Source organism: Pseudomonas sp. FSL W5-0203 (genome assembly GCF_001896155.1).
GTDB classification, from domain to species: Bacteria; Pseudomonadota; Gammaproteobacteria; order Pseudomonadales; family Pseudomonadaceae; genus Aquipseudomonas; species Aquipseudomonas paracarnis.
Genome location: NZ_MPOR01000001.1, coordinates 99,294 through 113,133, shown reverse-complemented (window position 1 = coordinate 113,133; position 13,840 = coordinate 99,294). Strand labels below are relative to the sequence as shown.

The 13,840-nt window shown below is 60.7% G+C and carries 13 protein-coding genes and 1 other RNA gene; 10 read left to right on the top strand and 4 right to left on the bottom strand.

The features are described from left to right. The first annotated feature begins 171 nt into the window (after positions 1–171). Positions 172–942, top strand: a complete 771-nt coding sequence (locus BOP96_RS00530) for an OmpA family lipoprotein (RefSeq protein WP_019816951.1) — start codon at positions 172–174, stop codon at positions 940–942. Positions 943–1,164: 222 nt separating this feature from the next. On the opposite strand, the gene BOP96_RS00525 is transcribed toward BOP96_RS00530, so the two are convergent. The 4 genes from BOP96_RS00525 to BOP96_RS00510 form a co-directional block, all read right to left on the bottom strand. Beyond that, positions 1,165–1,746 carry a BON domain-containing protein gene (locus tag BOP96_RS00525; RefSeq protein WP_003188655.1) on the bottom strand — a complete coding sequence of 194 codons (582 nt, stop codon included), beginning with the start codon at positions 1,744–1,746 and terminating at the stop codon, positions 1,165–1,167. Further along, positions 1,743–2,336, bottom strand: a complete 594-nt coding sequence (locus tag BOP96_RS00520) for a phosphoheptose isomerase (protein WP_007904374.1) — start codon at positions 2,334–2,336, stop codon at positions 1,743–1,745. Before BOP96_RS00520 ends, BOP96_RS00525 begins: the two co-directional genes overlap by 4 nt. 93 nt (positions 2,337–2,429) lie before the next feature. Beyond that, positions 2,430–2,801 carry a YraN family protein gene (locus tag BOP96_RS00515; protein ID WP_014716967.1) on the bottom strand — a complete coding sequence of 124 codons (372 nt, stop codon included), beginning with the start codon at positions 2,799–2,801 and terminating at the stop codon, positions 2,430–2,432. Then, positions 2,801–4,612, bottom strand: coding sequence for a penicillin-binding protein activator (locus BOP96_RS00510; protein WP_014716968.1), 1,812 nt, complete (start codon positions 4,610–4,612; stop codon positions 2,801–2,803). The genes BOP96_RS00515 and BOP96_RS00510 overlap by 1 nt, the downstream gene beginning before the upstream one ends. A 176-nt stretch (positions 4,613–4,788) precedes the next feature. Between BOP96_RS00510 and rsmI the strand changes: the two genes are divergently transcribed. From rsmI to mraY, 9 genes are all read left to right on the top strand, one after another. Continuing rightward, a complete protein-coding gene (rsmI, locus tag BOP96_RS00505; protein WP_020301255.1) occupies positions 4,789–5,694 on the top strand; it encodes a 16S rRNA (cytidine(1402)-2'-O)-methyltransferase in 906 nt (301 codons plus the stop codon). Positions 5,695–5,790: 96 nt separating this feature from the next. Beyond that, an RNA gene (rnpB, locus tag BOP96_RS00500) (RNase P RNA component class A) lies at positions 5,791–6,144 on the top strand. Between the two features lie 355 nt (positions 6,145–6,499). Next, positions 6,500–6,955 (top strand): division/cell wall cluster transcriptional repressor MraZ, encoded by a 456-nt coding sequence (mraZ, locus tag BOP96_RS00495; RefSeq protein ID WP_003171868.1) that lies wholly within the window; start codon positions 6,500–6,502, stop codon positions 6,953–6,955. Further along, a complete protein-coding gene (rsmH, locus tag BOP96_RS00490) occupies positions 6,952–7,899 on the top strand; it encodes a 16S rRNA (cytosine(1402)-N(4))-methyltransferase RsmH (protein WP_003188661.1) in 948 nt (315 codons plus the stop codon). The genes mraZ and rsmH overlap by 4 nt, the downstream gene beginning before the upstream one ends. Further along, positions 7,896–8,189: a cell division protein FtsL gene (ftsL, locus tag BOP96_RS00485; RefSeq protein WP_003188663.1), complete on the top strand. Its 294-nt coding sequence runs from the start codon at positions 7,896–7,898 to the stop codon at positions 8,187–8,189. Before rsmH ends, ftsL begins: the two co-directional genes overlap by 4 nt. Then, the gene (locus BOP96_RS00480) at positions 8,189–9,931 is read left to right on the top strand and encodes a peptidoglycan D,D-transpeptidase FtsI family protein (protein WP_175562971.1); all 1,743 of its coding nucleotides are present in this window, start codon (positions 8,189–8,191) and stop codon (positions 9,929–9,931) included. Before ftsL ends, BOP96_RS00480 begins: the two co-directional genes overlap by 1 nt. Continuing rightward, positions 9,931–11,394, top strand: a complete 1,464-nt coding sequence (locus BOP96_RS00475) for a UDP-N-acetylmuramoyl-L-alanyl-D-glutamate--2,6-diaminopimelate ligase (RefSeq protein ID WP_019816948.1) — start codon at positions 9,931–9,933, stop codon at positions 11,392–11,394. Before BOP96_RS00480 ends, BOP96_RS00475 begins: the two co-directional genes overlap by 1 nt. After that, positions 11,387–12,757, top strand: a complete 1,371-nt coding sequence (locus BOP96_RS00470) for a UDP-N-acetylmuramoyl-tripeptide--D-alanyl-D-alanine ligase (RefSeq protein ID WP_038448961.1) — start codon at positions 11,387–11,389, stop codon at positions 12,755–12,757. The genes BOP96_RS00475 and BOP96_RS00470 overlap by 8 nt, the downstream gene beginning before the upstream one ends. Then, positions 12,757–13,839, top strand: a complete 1,083-nt coding sequence (gene mraY / locus BOP96_RS00465) for a phospho-N-acetylmuramoyl-pentapeptide-transferase (RefSeq protein ID WP_003188670.1) — start codon at positions 12,757–12,759, stop codon at positions 13,837–13,839. Before BOP96_RS00470 ends, mraY begins: the two co-directional genes overlap by 1 nt. The last annotated feature ends 1 nt before the right edge of the window (position 13,840 follow it).

Below are 13,840 nucleotides of genomic sequence, written 5' to 3'. Positions count from 1 at the left end.
TCGGCTCTGATACAAGCCGGTACAGACACACAGGCACAGGCCCGAGCCAAAGACAGCTATGCTTTACGCACCCCTGCACGGAATTTTTGCCGTTTGTCGCGTTCCAAACTCGGCACAGGTCCATTGCCAATGTCCTCTGCATCACAGAATGCAAAAGTAGGAGCTTCCTTCATGTTCACTCCGCGTCGTCTGCTTGTTGTCGCTACCGCCGTAGCCCTGTTGTCTGGCTGCGCTTCACCTAACCCTTATGACGGCAGCCAGGGACAGGCCAGCAATGGTTCCGAAAGCGGCATGAGCAAAACCGCCAAGTACGGCGGCCTCGGTGCGCTGGCTGGCGCATTGGCCGGTGCAGCCATCGACCATAACAACCGTGGCAAGGGCGCGCTGATTGGCGCAGTCGTTGCGGGTGCCGGTGCGGCGGGCTACGGCTACTACGCCGACCAGCAGGAGAAAAAACTGCGCGAAAGCATGGCCAATACCGGGGTTGAGGTGCAGCGCCAGGGCGACCAGATCAAGCTGATCATGCCGGGTAACATTACCTTCGCCACCAACTCGGACGCGATCTCCAGCAGCTTCTATCAGCCGCTGAACAACCTGGCCAACTCCCTCAAGCAGTTCAACCAGAACACCATCCAGATCGTTGGCTACACCGACAGCACCGGTAGCCGTCAACTGAACATGGACCTGTCCCAGCGCCGTGCGCAGAGCGTGGCCAACTACCTGACCTCCCAAGGTGTCAACGGTGCCAACCTGAGCGCACGCGGGGCCGGCCCGGATAACCCGATTGCCAGCAACGCCGACGTGAATGGCCGTGCCCAGAACCGTCGTGTCGAGGTCAACCTCGGCCCGATCCCTGGCCAGCAATACGGCCAGCCTGGCCAGCAGCAGGCGCCACAGCAGAACAACCAGTTCCAGGGCAACCCGTACCAGCAATACCAGTAAACCCCTGGGCACTAAAAAGGGCGCCGTGCAGTCAATGCACGGCGCCCTTTTTAGTGGCTGCGTGTTTTGATCGTTCCCACGCTCTGCGTGGGAATGCCCGCTCCTTCGGACGCTCCGCGTCCTACTCTTGGCGCAAAAGCTGAAGCGTGTGCGGTGACGCGGAGCGTCACGGGGTGCGTTCCCACGCAGAGCGTGGGAACGATCAGGCACCTTCGATCTACATCAGTCGATGTATTCGAACACCTTCACGATCTTCTGTACGCCCGACACGCCCTGCACCAGATTGGCGGCGCGGGTGGCTTCTGCCTGGGTCAGCAGGCCCATCATGTAGACGATGCCGTTATCGGTGACGATCTTGATCCGCGAGCCTGGCACTGCACTGTCGGTCAGCATCTGGGCCTTGATCTTGGTGGTCAGCAGCGCATCGTTGCTGATGGCCAGCAGAGTGATCGGGTCCATGACCTGCAGTTCGTTGTGGACCTTCTTGACGCGTTGCACGCCGGCGGCGGCTTGCTCGGCCTGGGCCTTGAGGTCGGCGCGCGGGGTTTGGCCTGCCAGCAGGACCACACCGTTGAAGCTGGTCACCACGATGCGCGAGGCCCCATTGCCCAGGTCGGTAGCCGCCTTGGCGACGTTGACCTTGACCTTGGTTTCGATCAGCGAATCATCGATGGTGCTGCCGAAGGTACGTGTGCCCCGGTCATCCTGGATAGGGGTGTCGCGTGTAGCGGTGATAGCGGAGCTGCAGCCGCTGATGGCGACGCACAGCGTGATGGCCAAAAGACTGAGGCGATTAACGGTCATTCTTCACTCCCGAACAGTTGGCTGTCGATCAGATCGCACAGGCAGTGGATCGCCAGCAGATGAACTTCTTGGATACGTGCAGTGACATTGGCCGGGACGCGAATCTCCACGTCCTCCGGCAGCAGCAGCGAAGCCATGCCGCCGCCGTCGCGACCGGTCAAGGCTACGACAATCATTTCGCGATCATGTGCGGCCTGGATCGCTTGAATAATATTGGCCGAGTTGCCGCTGGTGGAAATCGCCAGCAATACATCGCCCGGCTGGCCGAGGGCGCGGATCTGCTTGGAGAAGATTTCGTTGTAGCTGTAGTCGTTGGCAATCGAAGTGATCGTCGATGAGTCGGTGGTCAAGGCAATAGCCGGCAGGCTCGGGCGCTCACGTTCGAAACGGTTGAGCAGCTCGGAGGAAAAATGCTGGGCATCGCCAGCCGAACCGCCATTGCCGCACGAAAGCATTTTGCCTTCGTTGAGCAAGGCATTGACCATCACCTGGCTGGCTTGCTCGATGTGCGGTGCAAGTACGTCCATCGCCTGTTGCTTGGTGTCGATGCTGGCCTGGAAAAGCTGGCGAATTCGGGATTGCATGTCCATCTGTGTGACCTTAAGTAGCGCGGCTGTTTGGCACAGGTAATGTGCAGCCCGCAAAGCAAAGAGCAAAAATGAGTGGTGAAGGTGCCCGGCGAATCAGCTGTCAAAGGCATTTTTGAGCCAGGTCAGATCAGCTGTGCCTGACGGGGTGCTTTCCATGGCAACCACATCGAAACGGCAGGGGCAGTCAGCCCAGCGATGCTCTTTTTGCAGAAAAAACTGCGCAGCGAGTATCAGCTTTTGACGCTTGCGCCCGTCGATACTGGCGAGCGCGCCACCCCATTGTGCGTGTTTTCTGTAGCGGACTTCGACGAATACTACTGTATCGCCGTCAAGCATGACCAGATCAAGCTCGCCGCGTTTACATAACCAGTTCTGCGCCAGAAGGCGCAGACCCTGTTGTTGCAGGTAGTTGAGTGCATGCAGTTCGGCATCCTTGCCGCTGTGTGCGCTGGACCGCTCGGGCATCAGCGTGGGGTATCGGGCAGGCGCTGAATGTCGCCGCCGACGAACTTCGCCCACGGCATCTGGCGATCAACGCGCTGGTTGGCGCTGATGCCCAGGTTGCCCGAGAGGCCGTCGACACGGGTGTCCGGCAGTGCCTTGAGCTGGCCCAGGCGTGGCGCCAGGCGGTAGGCATCGACGCCCATCGCGTAGAGGCGGCCCAGGCTGCCATTGGCTTGCGGCCATTGCGCGGCGACCTGGTTGCGCAGTGGGTCGGTGGTATTAAGCAGCCAAGGGGTTTCGCAGAACATCACGTTGGTCATGTCCAGGTACTGGTTACGATCACCGCTGGCGCTGTACACGTGGGAGGTTGCGTATACCGGCACATCCCCGGCGTACTGGAAGTTCAGGGTCGGCTTGATCTGCTGGGCCAGTTGCGGCGTGACGGCCAGGAAGATGAACTCGATGTCCTGGCGACGCGAAGGCTGGGCGGCGACGTCGGTACCGACTGTGCTTTGCAGGCTCTTGGCGCGGCCTTCGCTCTTGCGCAGTTGGAACAGATCGGCGATCTGCTGGGCCAGGGCCACAGGTTGGTCGACATATTCAACGCCCATGACGGTGCCGCCATTGGCTTCCCAATCCTGGCGGAACGCCTTGTAGACACGCTCACCCCATTCGCCACGGGGCACCATGGCGGCGGCGCGATGCAGGCCATCGGCACGGGCACGGCGCGACACTTCGCGGGCTTCGTCTTCAGCGGCCAGGCCGAATTGGAACAACTGCGCCGGGCCCTGATCGGTCTCGCTGTAGTTCAGGGCCAGGGTGGTGATCGGTAACTGCGGGCGCGCGCTGAGTTGCTTGACCAGCGGTTTTTCCAGCGGGCCGACCACCAGTTGCACACCGGCGGCCTGGGCCTTGGCATAGAACTCGTCGAGGGAGGCCAGGCGCGAGCTGTCATAGAACTCAATGACCGGCGGCTTCTGCCCGGCTTGCTCAGCCTGGTAGTGCGCCGCCATGAAGCCTTCGCGCAGCGCTTTGCCCACAGCAGCCAGCGGACCTTCCTGCGGCAGCAGCAGGGCAATCTTGTTCAGGGGCTGGCTGGCCAGTTCCTTGAGCTTGGTCAGCGGTGCTGGCAGTTGCACTGCCGCCGGGTGCCCTGGGTTCTGAGCGCGCCAGGTGTCGATGGCGGCTTGTTGTTGCTCCAGCGTACCGGCGCCCTTGACCGCCTGGGCCAGAGTGATCCAGCCATCGAGCGTCGGGTTGCCGGTAGCTTGCAGCTGTTCGGCTGGCAGCGCGGCAATCAATACCCAGATAGCCTCGTGGTTGCTGCTGGCAGCTTCAGCCGTCAGCAGGGGCGCCATGGCCACCCGCTCGCGAGCGGCGGCGAGGGTCTGGCCGTCGGCTTCATAGGCGCGTGCATGTACGGTACCGGTGCGGATCTGCTGGTCGGTCGGCAGTTCCTTCAGGTTTTGCAGGCTAGGGTGGTTCAGCGCTGCCAAGGCCGCCTTGGGCTGGTTGCGCCCCATGGCCAGTTCTGCGGCCAGGGTGCTGGCAAATACTTGCGCGGCTGGCTTCAGGGCATCCAGGGGCACTTGCGCAAGGATCTGCGAGGAGCGGCCGGGATTGTTCTGCTGGTAGGCCAGGTCCGCCGCGCTCAGGCGCAGCAACGCGGCTTTTTCTGGCGTCTTGGCGTTCGTCGCCTGTTCGAGCAGTTGCTCGATACTGGCATCGGGCGTGCGTGGCAGTTCGCCAAGACTGGAGGAGGGCGAACTGGCGCAAGCGGCCAGCAAGGCAGCGAGGCAGAGGGCGGAGAGCAGCCGCAGGCAAGCGATCATGTAAGTGTTCCTGATACCGATCAAATTAGCGTGGAAGTGTACCCAAGCACTGGCCCAGGCGCGATGTTCATGGCGTTAAACCGTGGATTTAGGTCGTGCAAATGTTGCCAATAGCTGACGGTGGCTGAAACGGCATCGGCCGTGATGGCATATTTTCAAGGCGTCTACGCGCTACAATGTGGCTTTTGCCAACCATCGAGGTGTGCGCTTTGACTGCTCCAGGTCCTTTGAATTCCACTGCTGGCTCGCTTTTTGTGGTGGCGACGCCCATTGGCAACCTGGACGACATCAGTGCCCGGGCGCTGAAGGTGTTGCGCGAGGTGAAATTGATCGCGGCAGAAGACACGCGGCACTCCCAACGGTTGATGCAGCATTTTGGTATCAGCACGCCATTAGCGGCCTGCCACGAACACAACGAACGTGAAGAGGGTAGCCGCTTTATCACGCGTCTTTTGGCGGGTGATGACGTGGCGCTGATTTCCGACGCGGGCACGCCCCTGATTTCCGATCCTGGTTACCATCTGGTCCGCCAGGCGCGCGCCGCTGGTATCAATGTAGTGCCTGTTCCAGGAGCCTGCGCGCTGATTGCTGCATTATCGGCCGCCGGGTTGCCCTCGGACCGCTTTATCTTCGAAGGCTTCCTGCCCGCCAAGGCCGTAGGGCGTCGGGCGCGTTTGCAGGCACTTAAAGAAGAGCCGCGCACCTTGATCTTCTATGAGGCCCCGCATCGCATCCTTGAATGCCTGCAAGACATGGAGCTGGTGTTCGGCGGCGAGCGCCTGGCCTTGTTGGCCCGGGAGTTGACCAAGACCTTCGAAACCCTCAAGGGGTTGCCGCTGGAGGAGCTGCGAGCGTTTGTCGAGGGCGACAGCAATCAACAACGTGGCGAATGCGTGGTGCTGGTAGCAGGCTGGACCGCGCCGGAGAATGAAGACGCGGTGGGCAGCGAGGCCATGCGCGTCCTCGATTTGCTGCTCAAGGAAATGCCGCTCAAGCGCGCCGCCGCTCTGGCGGCGGAAATTACTGGCGTTCGCAAGAATGTGTTGTATCAGGTCGCGCTGGATAAACAGAAGGCCGAATAGTTCCGGGACCAAATCTGTATTTCGTCTGAACGTGATGGCAATGCTGCACTTTTAATACTTGTCCTCAAGCCGCCGTGCCGTTAACCTTCGCGGCGGAGAGTCGATTGGACAGTCGCTGCCCTCTATGAAAATTAGGGGGGGGAGGAAAGTCCGGGCTCCATAGGGCGAAGTGCCAGGTAATGCCTGGGAGGCGTGAGCCTACGGAAAGTGCCACAGAAAATAACCGCCTAAGCACTTCGGTGCCGGTAAGGGTGAAAAGGTGCGGTAAGAGCGCACCGCACGACTGGCAACAGTTCGTGGCTAGGTAAACCCCACTTGGAGCAAGACCAAATAGGGTCCCAAGGCGTGGCCCGCGCTGGGACCGGGTAGGTTGCTAAAGATGTCCAGTGATGGCCATCGTAGACGAATGACTGTTCAAGACAGAACCCGGCTTACAGATCGACTCTCCACCTTTTTTCCTTGCGTTCGAATCTCGTGCGCAAACCCGGTAGTAACGCAAGAATCCCTCCCTGCCAAATCATTGGCAGATGCATCTTCGTAATACCAAAAAAATCTTACTCTTAATAAATTACTTTAACTTTGCGCTCTAGCTCTTTGAGCTATTTGCTGTTGTTGAGTCAAAAACATCGCAAAACTCTCGTTTCTCCTCCTTTTACCCTCCTAAATCTCCGTTCTGTAAGGCTTTTCCTTGAATACGCGCCTTGACGGTGTGGTAGGCGCATTCCTATAGTGTGCGCAAGTGGCGGAAAGTGGCACAAAGTGGGTTTTTTGAACGTAAAACGCTAAAATTTGGAGAAACGCATCTGTGTTTCGCGGAGCTAACGCTATCAGTCTCGATGCAAAAGGCCGTCTCGCTATGCCGAGCCGGTATCGTGACGAGCTCATTTCGCGAAGTTCAGGGCAATTAATCATCACGATTGACGCCGTTGATCCTTGTTTATGCGTTTACCCCCTCGATGAGTGGGAGTTGATTGAAACCAAGTTGCGCGCGCTGCCTTCATTGCGTGAAGAAAACCGCCGACTCCAGCGTTTGCTGATCGGTAATGCCGTCGACCTTGAACTCGATGGCAGTGGTCGTTTCCTGGTGCCGCCGCGACTGCGCGAGTACGCCAAGCTCGACAAGCGCGCAATGCTGGTAGGCCAACTGAACAAGTTCCAATTGTGGGACGAAGATGCCTGGGATGCTGTGTCTGCAGCGGACCTGGCTGCTATTCAACAACCGGGCGCCATGCCTGATGAACTGCGTGATTTGATCCTGTGACTATTGATAGCGGCTTTAACCACATCACCGTACTGCTTGACGAAGCCGTCGAGGCTCTCGCCGTACGTGCCGATGGCTGCTATGTCGATGGCACATTCGGCAGGGGCGGGCATAGCCGGTTGATACTCAGCCAGCTCGGGTCCGACGGCAAACTCCTTGGGTTCGACAAAGACCCTCAAGCGATTGCCACCGGGCAAGCGCTAGCGGCCGAAGACGGCCGCTTTGTCGTTGTGCAGCGCAGCTTTGCCGAGCTGGGGGCCGAAGTTGCCGAGCGCGGCATGGCGGGCAAGGTGGCCGGGGTTCTGCTCGACCTGGGCGTGTCTTCGCCACAGCTCGATGACCCGGAGCGCGGCTTCAGTTTCATGAACGACGGCCCCCTCGACATGCGCATGGATCCTACCCGTGGGGTCAGTGCCGCACAATTCATCGCCACCGCGCCGGTGGAAGAAATCGCCCGTGTGTTCAAGGAATACGGTGAGGAGCGCTTCGCTGGTCGAATGGCGCGTGCCGTGGTCGAGCGCCGCGAAATCCAGCCGTTCGAACGCACCGCTGACCTGGCCGAAGTTCTGAAAGTGGCCAACCCTGCCTGGGAAAAGGGCAAGAACCCGGCTACCCGCGCGTTCCAGGGCCTGCGTATCCACGTCAACAACGAATTGGGCGATCTGGAGGCCGGCCTCGAAGCCGCTCTGGATGCTTTGGAAGTGGGCGGTCGCCTGGTGGTGATCAGCTTCCACTCCCTGGAAGACCGCATCGTCAAGCTGTTCATGCGTCGCCTGGTCAAGGGCGAATCCGATAACCTGCCGCGCAACCTGCCGGTGCGTTTCGAAGCCTTTGTGCCGAAAATCAAAATCCATGGCAAAGCGCAGTTCGCTTCCGAAGCCGAACTCAAGGCCAACCCACGTTCCCGTAGCGCCGTCATGCGTGTTGCGGAGAAATTGCGGTGAGCAAGCTTTTCGCCAAGCCCCTCCCGGGCGGCAGCTTCTTTATGTTGCTGCTGTTTGTCGGCGTGCTGGTATCCGCGATTGCGGTGTCCTACAGCGCCCACTGGAACCGCCAGTTGCTCAATACCCTGTACGGGGAATTGAGCGTGCGTGACAAAGCCCAGGCAGAGTGGGGCCGGCTGATCCTTGAGCAAAGCACCTGGACGGCTCACAGCCGTATCGAAGTGCTGGCCACTGAGCAATTGAAGATGCACATCCCTGGCGCGGCTGAAGTTCGCATGGTGGCGCCATGATGAAACTCGAAGGGGCACTCTACCCGTGGCGCTTTCGCCTGATGCTCGGCTTGCTGGCATTGATGGTGGGGGCGATTGTCTGGCGCATCTTCGACCTGCAGGTCGTCGACCGCGACTTCCTGATCGGCCAGGGTGACGCCCGCAGCCTGCGGCATATTCCGATTCCTGCGCACCGTGGCCTGATCACCGACCGTAACGGCGAGCCTCTGGCCGTCAGTACCCCGGTGACCACCCTGTGGGCCAACGCCAAGGAACTGCAAGTTGCCAAGGACAAGTGGCCTGAACTGGCCGCTGCCCTGGGGCAAGACCGCAAGGCCCTGACTGAGCGCCTGGAAACCCAGGCCAACAAAGAATTCATCTACCTGGTGCGCGGGCTTACCCCTGAGCAAGGCCAGCAAGTGCTCGACCTTAAAATCCCCGGTGTCTACGGCATCGAGGAGTTTCGTCGTTTCTACCCGGCCGGTGAAACCACCGCGCATATGGTCGGCTTTACCGATATCGATGACCATGGTCGCGAAGGTGTCGAACTGGCCTACGACGAATGGCTGGCCGGCGTTCCCGGCAAGCGGCAGGTCATCAAGGATCGGCGCGGCAGACTGATCAAGGATGTCCAGGTCACCAAAAACGCCAAGGCCGGCAAGCCTCTGGCGTTGTCGATCGATTTGCGCCTGCAATACCTGGCCAACCGCGAACTGCGTAACGCGATCATCGAGAACGGCGCCAAGGCCGGCAGCCTGGTGATCATGGACGTGAAGACCGGCGAGATCCTCGCCATGGTCAACCAGCCGACCTACAACCCGAACAACCGTCGCAACCTGCAGCCGGCGATGATGCGTAACCGCGCGATGATCGACGTGTTCGAGCCGGGCTCGACCATGAAAGCGATCTCCATGAGCGCTGCCCTGGAAACCGGCCGCTGGAAACCCAGCGACAAGGTCGAGGTTTACCCAGGCACCTTGCAGTTGGGCAAGTACACCATTCGTGACGTGTCCCGCACCGAGGGGCCAGTGCTGGACCTGACCGGCATCCTGATCAACTCCAGTAACGTCGGCATGAGTAAGGTGGCCTTCGATATCGGCGGCGAGACTATTTATCACTTGGCGCAAAAGATCGGCCTGGGCCAACCCACCGGCCTCGACTTCCCGGGCGAGCGGGTCGGTAACCTGCCGAACTACCGCGAGTGGAGAAAAGCCGAGACTGCCACGCTGTCCTACGGCTACGGCCTGTCGGTGACCGCCATCCAGTTGGCCCACGCGTTCTCGGTATTGGCCAATAACGGCCGTATGGTTCCGCTGAGCCTGATCCACGTCGACGAAGCGCCAAAAGCCACCCAAGTGATCCCGGAAAACGTCGCCAAGACCATGCAAGGCATGCTGCAACAAGTGATCGAGGCACCGCGCGGCGTATTCCGCGCCCAGGTGCCGGCGTACCACGTTGCTGGCAAGTCCGGTACGGCGCGTAAGACCTCGGTGGGCACCAAGGGCTATGCCGAAAACTCCTACCGTTCGCTGTTCGCCGGCTTCGGCCCGATGAGCGACCCGCGCTACGCCATCGTCGTGGTCATCGACGAACCTAGTAAAGCCGGTTACTTCGGTGGCCTGGTTTCGGCGCCCGTGTTCAGCAAAGTGATGTCCGGCACCCTGCGCTTGATGAATATCACGCCGGACAACCTGCCGCCGACGCAACAAGCCAACGCTGGTCCACCGGCTGCCGCTGTCAAAGCCAATGGAGGGCGCGGCTGATGTCTCTTAGCCTGAACAAGATTTTTGCCCATGCCGGCCACGATCTGCTGATTCGTGAGCTGACCCTGGACAGTCGTAATGTACGCGCCGGCGACCTGTTCCTGGCGGTACCTGGCGGCAAGCTCGATGGCCGTGCGCATATCGCCGATGCCCTGCAACGCGGTGCGGCTGCGGTCGCCTATGAAGTGGAAGGCGCCACCGTGCTGCCGATCACCGATGTGCCGTTGATTCCGGTCAGGGGCCTGGCTGCGCAGCTTTCTGACATCGCCGGGCGTTTCTATGGTGACCCGAGCCGCCAGCTCAACCTGGTGGGCGTGACGGGCACCAACGGCAAGACCAGCGTGACCCAATTGGTCGCCCAGGCTTTGGACCTGCTGGGTCAGCACTGCGGCATCGTCGGCACCCTGGGTACCGGTTTCTATGGCGCGCTGCAAAGCGGCCTGCACACCACGCCAAACCCGATTGCCGTGCAAGCGACCCTGGCCGACCTGAAAAAGGCCGGCGCCAAGGCGGTTGCCATGGAAGTGTCTTCCCATGGCCTGGACCAAGGGCGTGTCACTGCTCTGGCCTTTGACGTGGCGGTGATGACCAACCTGTCCCGCGATCACCTCGACTACCACGGCACTATGGAGGCGTATGCTGCCGCCAAGGCCAAGCTGTTTGCCTGGAATGACCTGAAGTGCCGGGTGGTCAACCTCGACGACGCGTTTGGCCGCCAACTGGCGGGCGAAGACAGCGATGCGCGCCTGATCAGCTATAGCCTGCAAGATGCCAGTGCCTACCTGTATTGCCGCGAAGCCCAATTCAATGATGAAGGCGTGCGCGCCACATTGGTGACGCCGCAGGGCGAGCACCACTTGCGCAGCACCTTGCTCGGGCGGTTCAACCTGAGCAACGTGCTCGCCGCTATCGGTGCATTACTGGGCCTGGACTACGCCCTGGATGAAATCCTGCGGGTACTGCCGAAGCTGGAAGGCCCGGCCGGTCGCATGCAGCGCCTGGGTGGCGGCACGCAACCGCTGGTGGTGGTCGATTACGCCCACACACCGGATGCCCTGGAAAAAGTCCTCGAAGCCCTGCGCCCACATGCCAAAGGCAAACTGCTGTGCCTGTTTGGTTGCGGCGGTGATCGCGATCGCGGCAAGCGCCCATTGATGGCCGAGATCGTCGAGCGTTTGGCCGACGGCGTACTTGTCACCGACGACAACCCGCGCAGCGAAGACCCGAGCCAGATTTTCGACGACATCCGTGTCGGTTTCAAAGACGCCTCCAAGGTTACGTTTGTGGCTGGACGCGGCGCCGCCATTGCCCAGCTGATCGCCAGTGCCGGCGCGGACGACGTCGTGGTGCTCGCGGGTAAAGGCCACGAGGACTATCAGGAAATCAACGGTGAGCGCCATGCCTTCTCCGATCTGGTCGAGGCGGATCACGCCTTGACCGCCTGGGAGGTCGCCCATGCTTAAAGCGATGACGTTCAGCGAACTGGCCCAGGCCCTGTCGGCCCGTGTGCTGTCGAGCGACTGCACATTCACCGGCGTCAGTATCGACAGTCGTAACATCCAGCCGGGGCAGCTGTTTGTCGCCCTGGCCGGCCCGCGTTTCGATGGTCACGACTACCTCAACGACGTTGCCGCCAAAGGTGCCGTCGGTGCCCTGGTACAGCGTGAAGTGGCCGATTCTGCCCTGCCGCAATTGCTGGTAGCCGACACCCGCCTGGCCCTGGGCCAACTGGGTGCGCTTAACCGTGCTGCTTTTGATAAGCCGGTGGCGGCCATTACCGGTTCCAGCGGCAAGACCACGGTCAAGGAACTGCTTGCTGGCGTCTTGCGTACGCGCGGGCCGGTACTCGCGACCCGTGGCAACCTGAACAATGATTTCGGCGCACCGCTGACCCTGCTCGAACTGGCCCCGGAACACACGGCGGCAGTGATTGAACTGGGGGCTTCGCGCATCGGCGAAATCGCCTATACCGTGGCGCTGACCCAGCCTCACGTGGCGATCATCAACAACGCCGGTACCGCCCATGTCGGTGAGTTCGGCGGCCCGGAAAAAATCGTCGAAGCCAAGGGCGAAATCCTTGAGGGCCTCGACGCCTCGGGCACTGCGGTACTGAACCTGGATGACAAGGCGTTCGAGACCTGGCGTGTACGCGCCGCCGGTCGCAAGGTCCTGACGTTTGCAGTGCTGAATGCCGCAGCCGATTTTCACGCCTCCAACATCAATGTCGATGCCCGTGGCTGCCCGTCCTTCACCTTGCACACTCCGCAAGGTGATGAGCACGTGCAGTTGAACCTGCTGGGCAACCATAACGTCGCCAACGCCTTGGCCGCCGCCGCTGCCGCCCATGCCCTGGGTGTGTCGCTGTTCGGCATTGCCACGGGCCTGGGCGCGGTGCAGCCGGTCAAGGGCCGCACTGTGGCGCAACTGGCTGGCAACGGCATGCGCGTGATTGATGACACTTACAACGCCAACCCGTCCTCCATCAATGCCGCTGTGGACCTGCTTACAGGCTTTGATGGGCGCAAGGTGCTGGTGCTGGGCGATATCGGCGAATTGGGCGATTGGGCTGAACAAGGCCACCGTGAAGTCGGCGCCTATGCCGCCGGCAAAGTGGACGCGCTCTATGCCGTTGGCACGAACATGGCTCATGCGGTCAACGCTTTCGGCCCCGGCGCGCAGCATTTCGCCAGCCAGGCCGAGCTGATCCAGGCGTTGACGGCGGCTGAACATGACAAACACACAACCATTTTGATCAAGGGATCGCGCAGCGCGGTGATGGAAAACGTCGTCGCAGCCTTGTGTGGCTCAAGTACGGAGAAACATTAATGCTGCTGCTGCTGGCTGAGTATCTGCAACAGTTCCACAAAGGCTTCGCGGTCTTCCAGTACCTGACCCTGCGCGGGATTCTGGGTGTGCTGACCGCGCTGTCTTTGTCGCTGTTTTTAGGGCCGTGGATGATCCGCACCCTGCAGAACCTGCAAATTGGTCAATCGGTTCGTAACGACGGCCCGCAGTCGCACCTGTCCAAGTCTGGCACTCCGACCATGGGCGGCGCGCTGATCCTGTCGTCCATTGGCGTCAGCACCTTGCTGTGGGCCGACCTGCATAACCGCTACGTGTGGGTGGTGCTGCTGGTGACCCTGCTGTTCGGCGCCATCGGCTGGGTGGATGACTACCGCAAAGTGATCGAGAAAAACTCCAAGGGGCTGCCAAGCCGCTGGAAGTATTTCTGGCAGTCGGTGTTCGGCCTGGCCGCCGCGATCTTCCTGTACACCACCGCGCCAAGTGCCGTGGAAACCACCTTGATCATCCCGATGCTCAAGGATGTGAGCATCCCACTGGGTGTCGGTTTTGTGGTGCTGACCTACTTCGTGATCGTCGGCTCCAGCAACGCGGTGAACCTGACCGATGGCCTCGACGGCCTGGCGATCATGCCGACGGTGATGGTGGGCGGCGCGCTCGGCATCTTCTGCTACCTCTCCGGTAACGTGAAATTCGCTGAATACCTGCTGATCCCTTATGTACCGGGCGCCGGTGAGCTGATCGTGTTCTGCGGTGCGCTGATCGGTGCCGGCCTGGGGTTCCTGTGGTTCAACACCTACCCAGCACAAGTCTTCATGGGCGACGTCGGCGCACTGGCGCTGGGCGCGGCCTTGGGCACCATCGCGGTGATCGTTCGCCAGGAAATCGTGCTGTTCATCATGGGCGGCGTGTTCGTGATGGAAACCCTGTCGGTGGTCATCCAGGTGGCGTCCTTCAAGTTGACCGGGCGCCGCGTGTTTCGCATGGCGCCGATTCACCACCACTTTGAACTCAAGGGCTGGCCTGAGCCACGCGTGATTGTCCGCTTCTGGATCATCACCGTGATTCTGGTACTGGTCGGCCTTGCCACCCTGAAACTGAGGTAGA

Excerpts from the sequence above, each read along its gene's own strand:
- BOP96_RS00470 (WP_038448961.1), top strand. The coding sequence starts at position 11,387 with ATGCTTAAAGCGATGACGTTCAGCGAACTGGCCCAGGCCCTGTCGGCC.
- rsmI (WP_020301255.1), top strand. The coding sequence starts at position 4,789 with ATGTGGCTTTTGCCAACCATCGAGGTGTGCGCTTTGACTGCTCCAGGT.
- mraY (WP_003188670.1), top strand. The coding sequence starts at position 12,757 with ATGCTGCTGCTGCTGGCTGAGTATCTGCAACAGTTCCACAAAGGCTTC.
- BOP96_RS00480 (WP_175562971.1), top strand. The coding sequence starts at position 8,189 with ATGAAACTCGAAGGGGCACTCTACCCGTGGCGCTTTCGCCTGATGCTC.
- BOP96_RS00475 (WP_019816948.1), top strand. The coding sequence starts at position 9,931 with ATGTCTCTTAGCCTGAACAAGATTTTTGCCCATGCCGGCCACGATCTG.
- BOP96_RS00510 (WP_014716968.1), bottom strand. The coding sequence starts at position 4,612 with ATGATCGCTTGCCTGCGGCTGCTCTCCGCCCTCTGCCTCGCTGCCTTG.
- BOP96_RS00530 (WP_019816951.1), top strand. The coding sequence starts at position 172 with ATGTTCACTCCGCGTCGTCTGCTTGTTGTCGCTACCGCCGTAGCCCTG.
- BOP96_RS00525 (WP_003188655.1), bottom strand. The coding sequence starts at position 1,746 with ATGACCGTTAATCGCCTCAGTCTTTTGGCCATCACGCTGTGCGTCGCC.
- BOP96_RS00515 (WP_014716967.1), bottom strand. The coding sequence starts at position 2,801 with ATGCCCGAGCGGTCCAGCGCACACAGCGGCAAGGATGCCGAACTGCAT.
- BOP96_RS00520 (WP_007904374.1), bottom strand. The coding sequence starts at position 2,336 with ATGGACATGCAATCCCGAATTCGCCAGCTTTTCCAGGCCAGCATCGAC.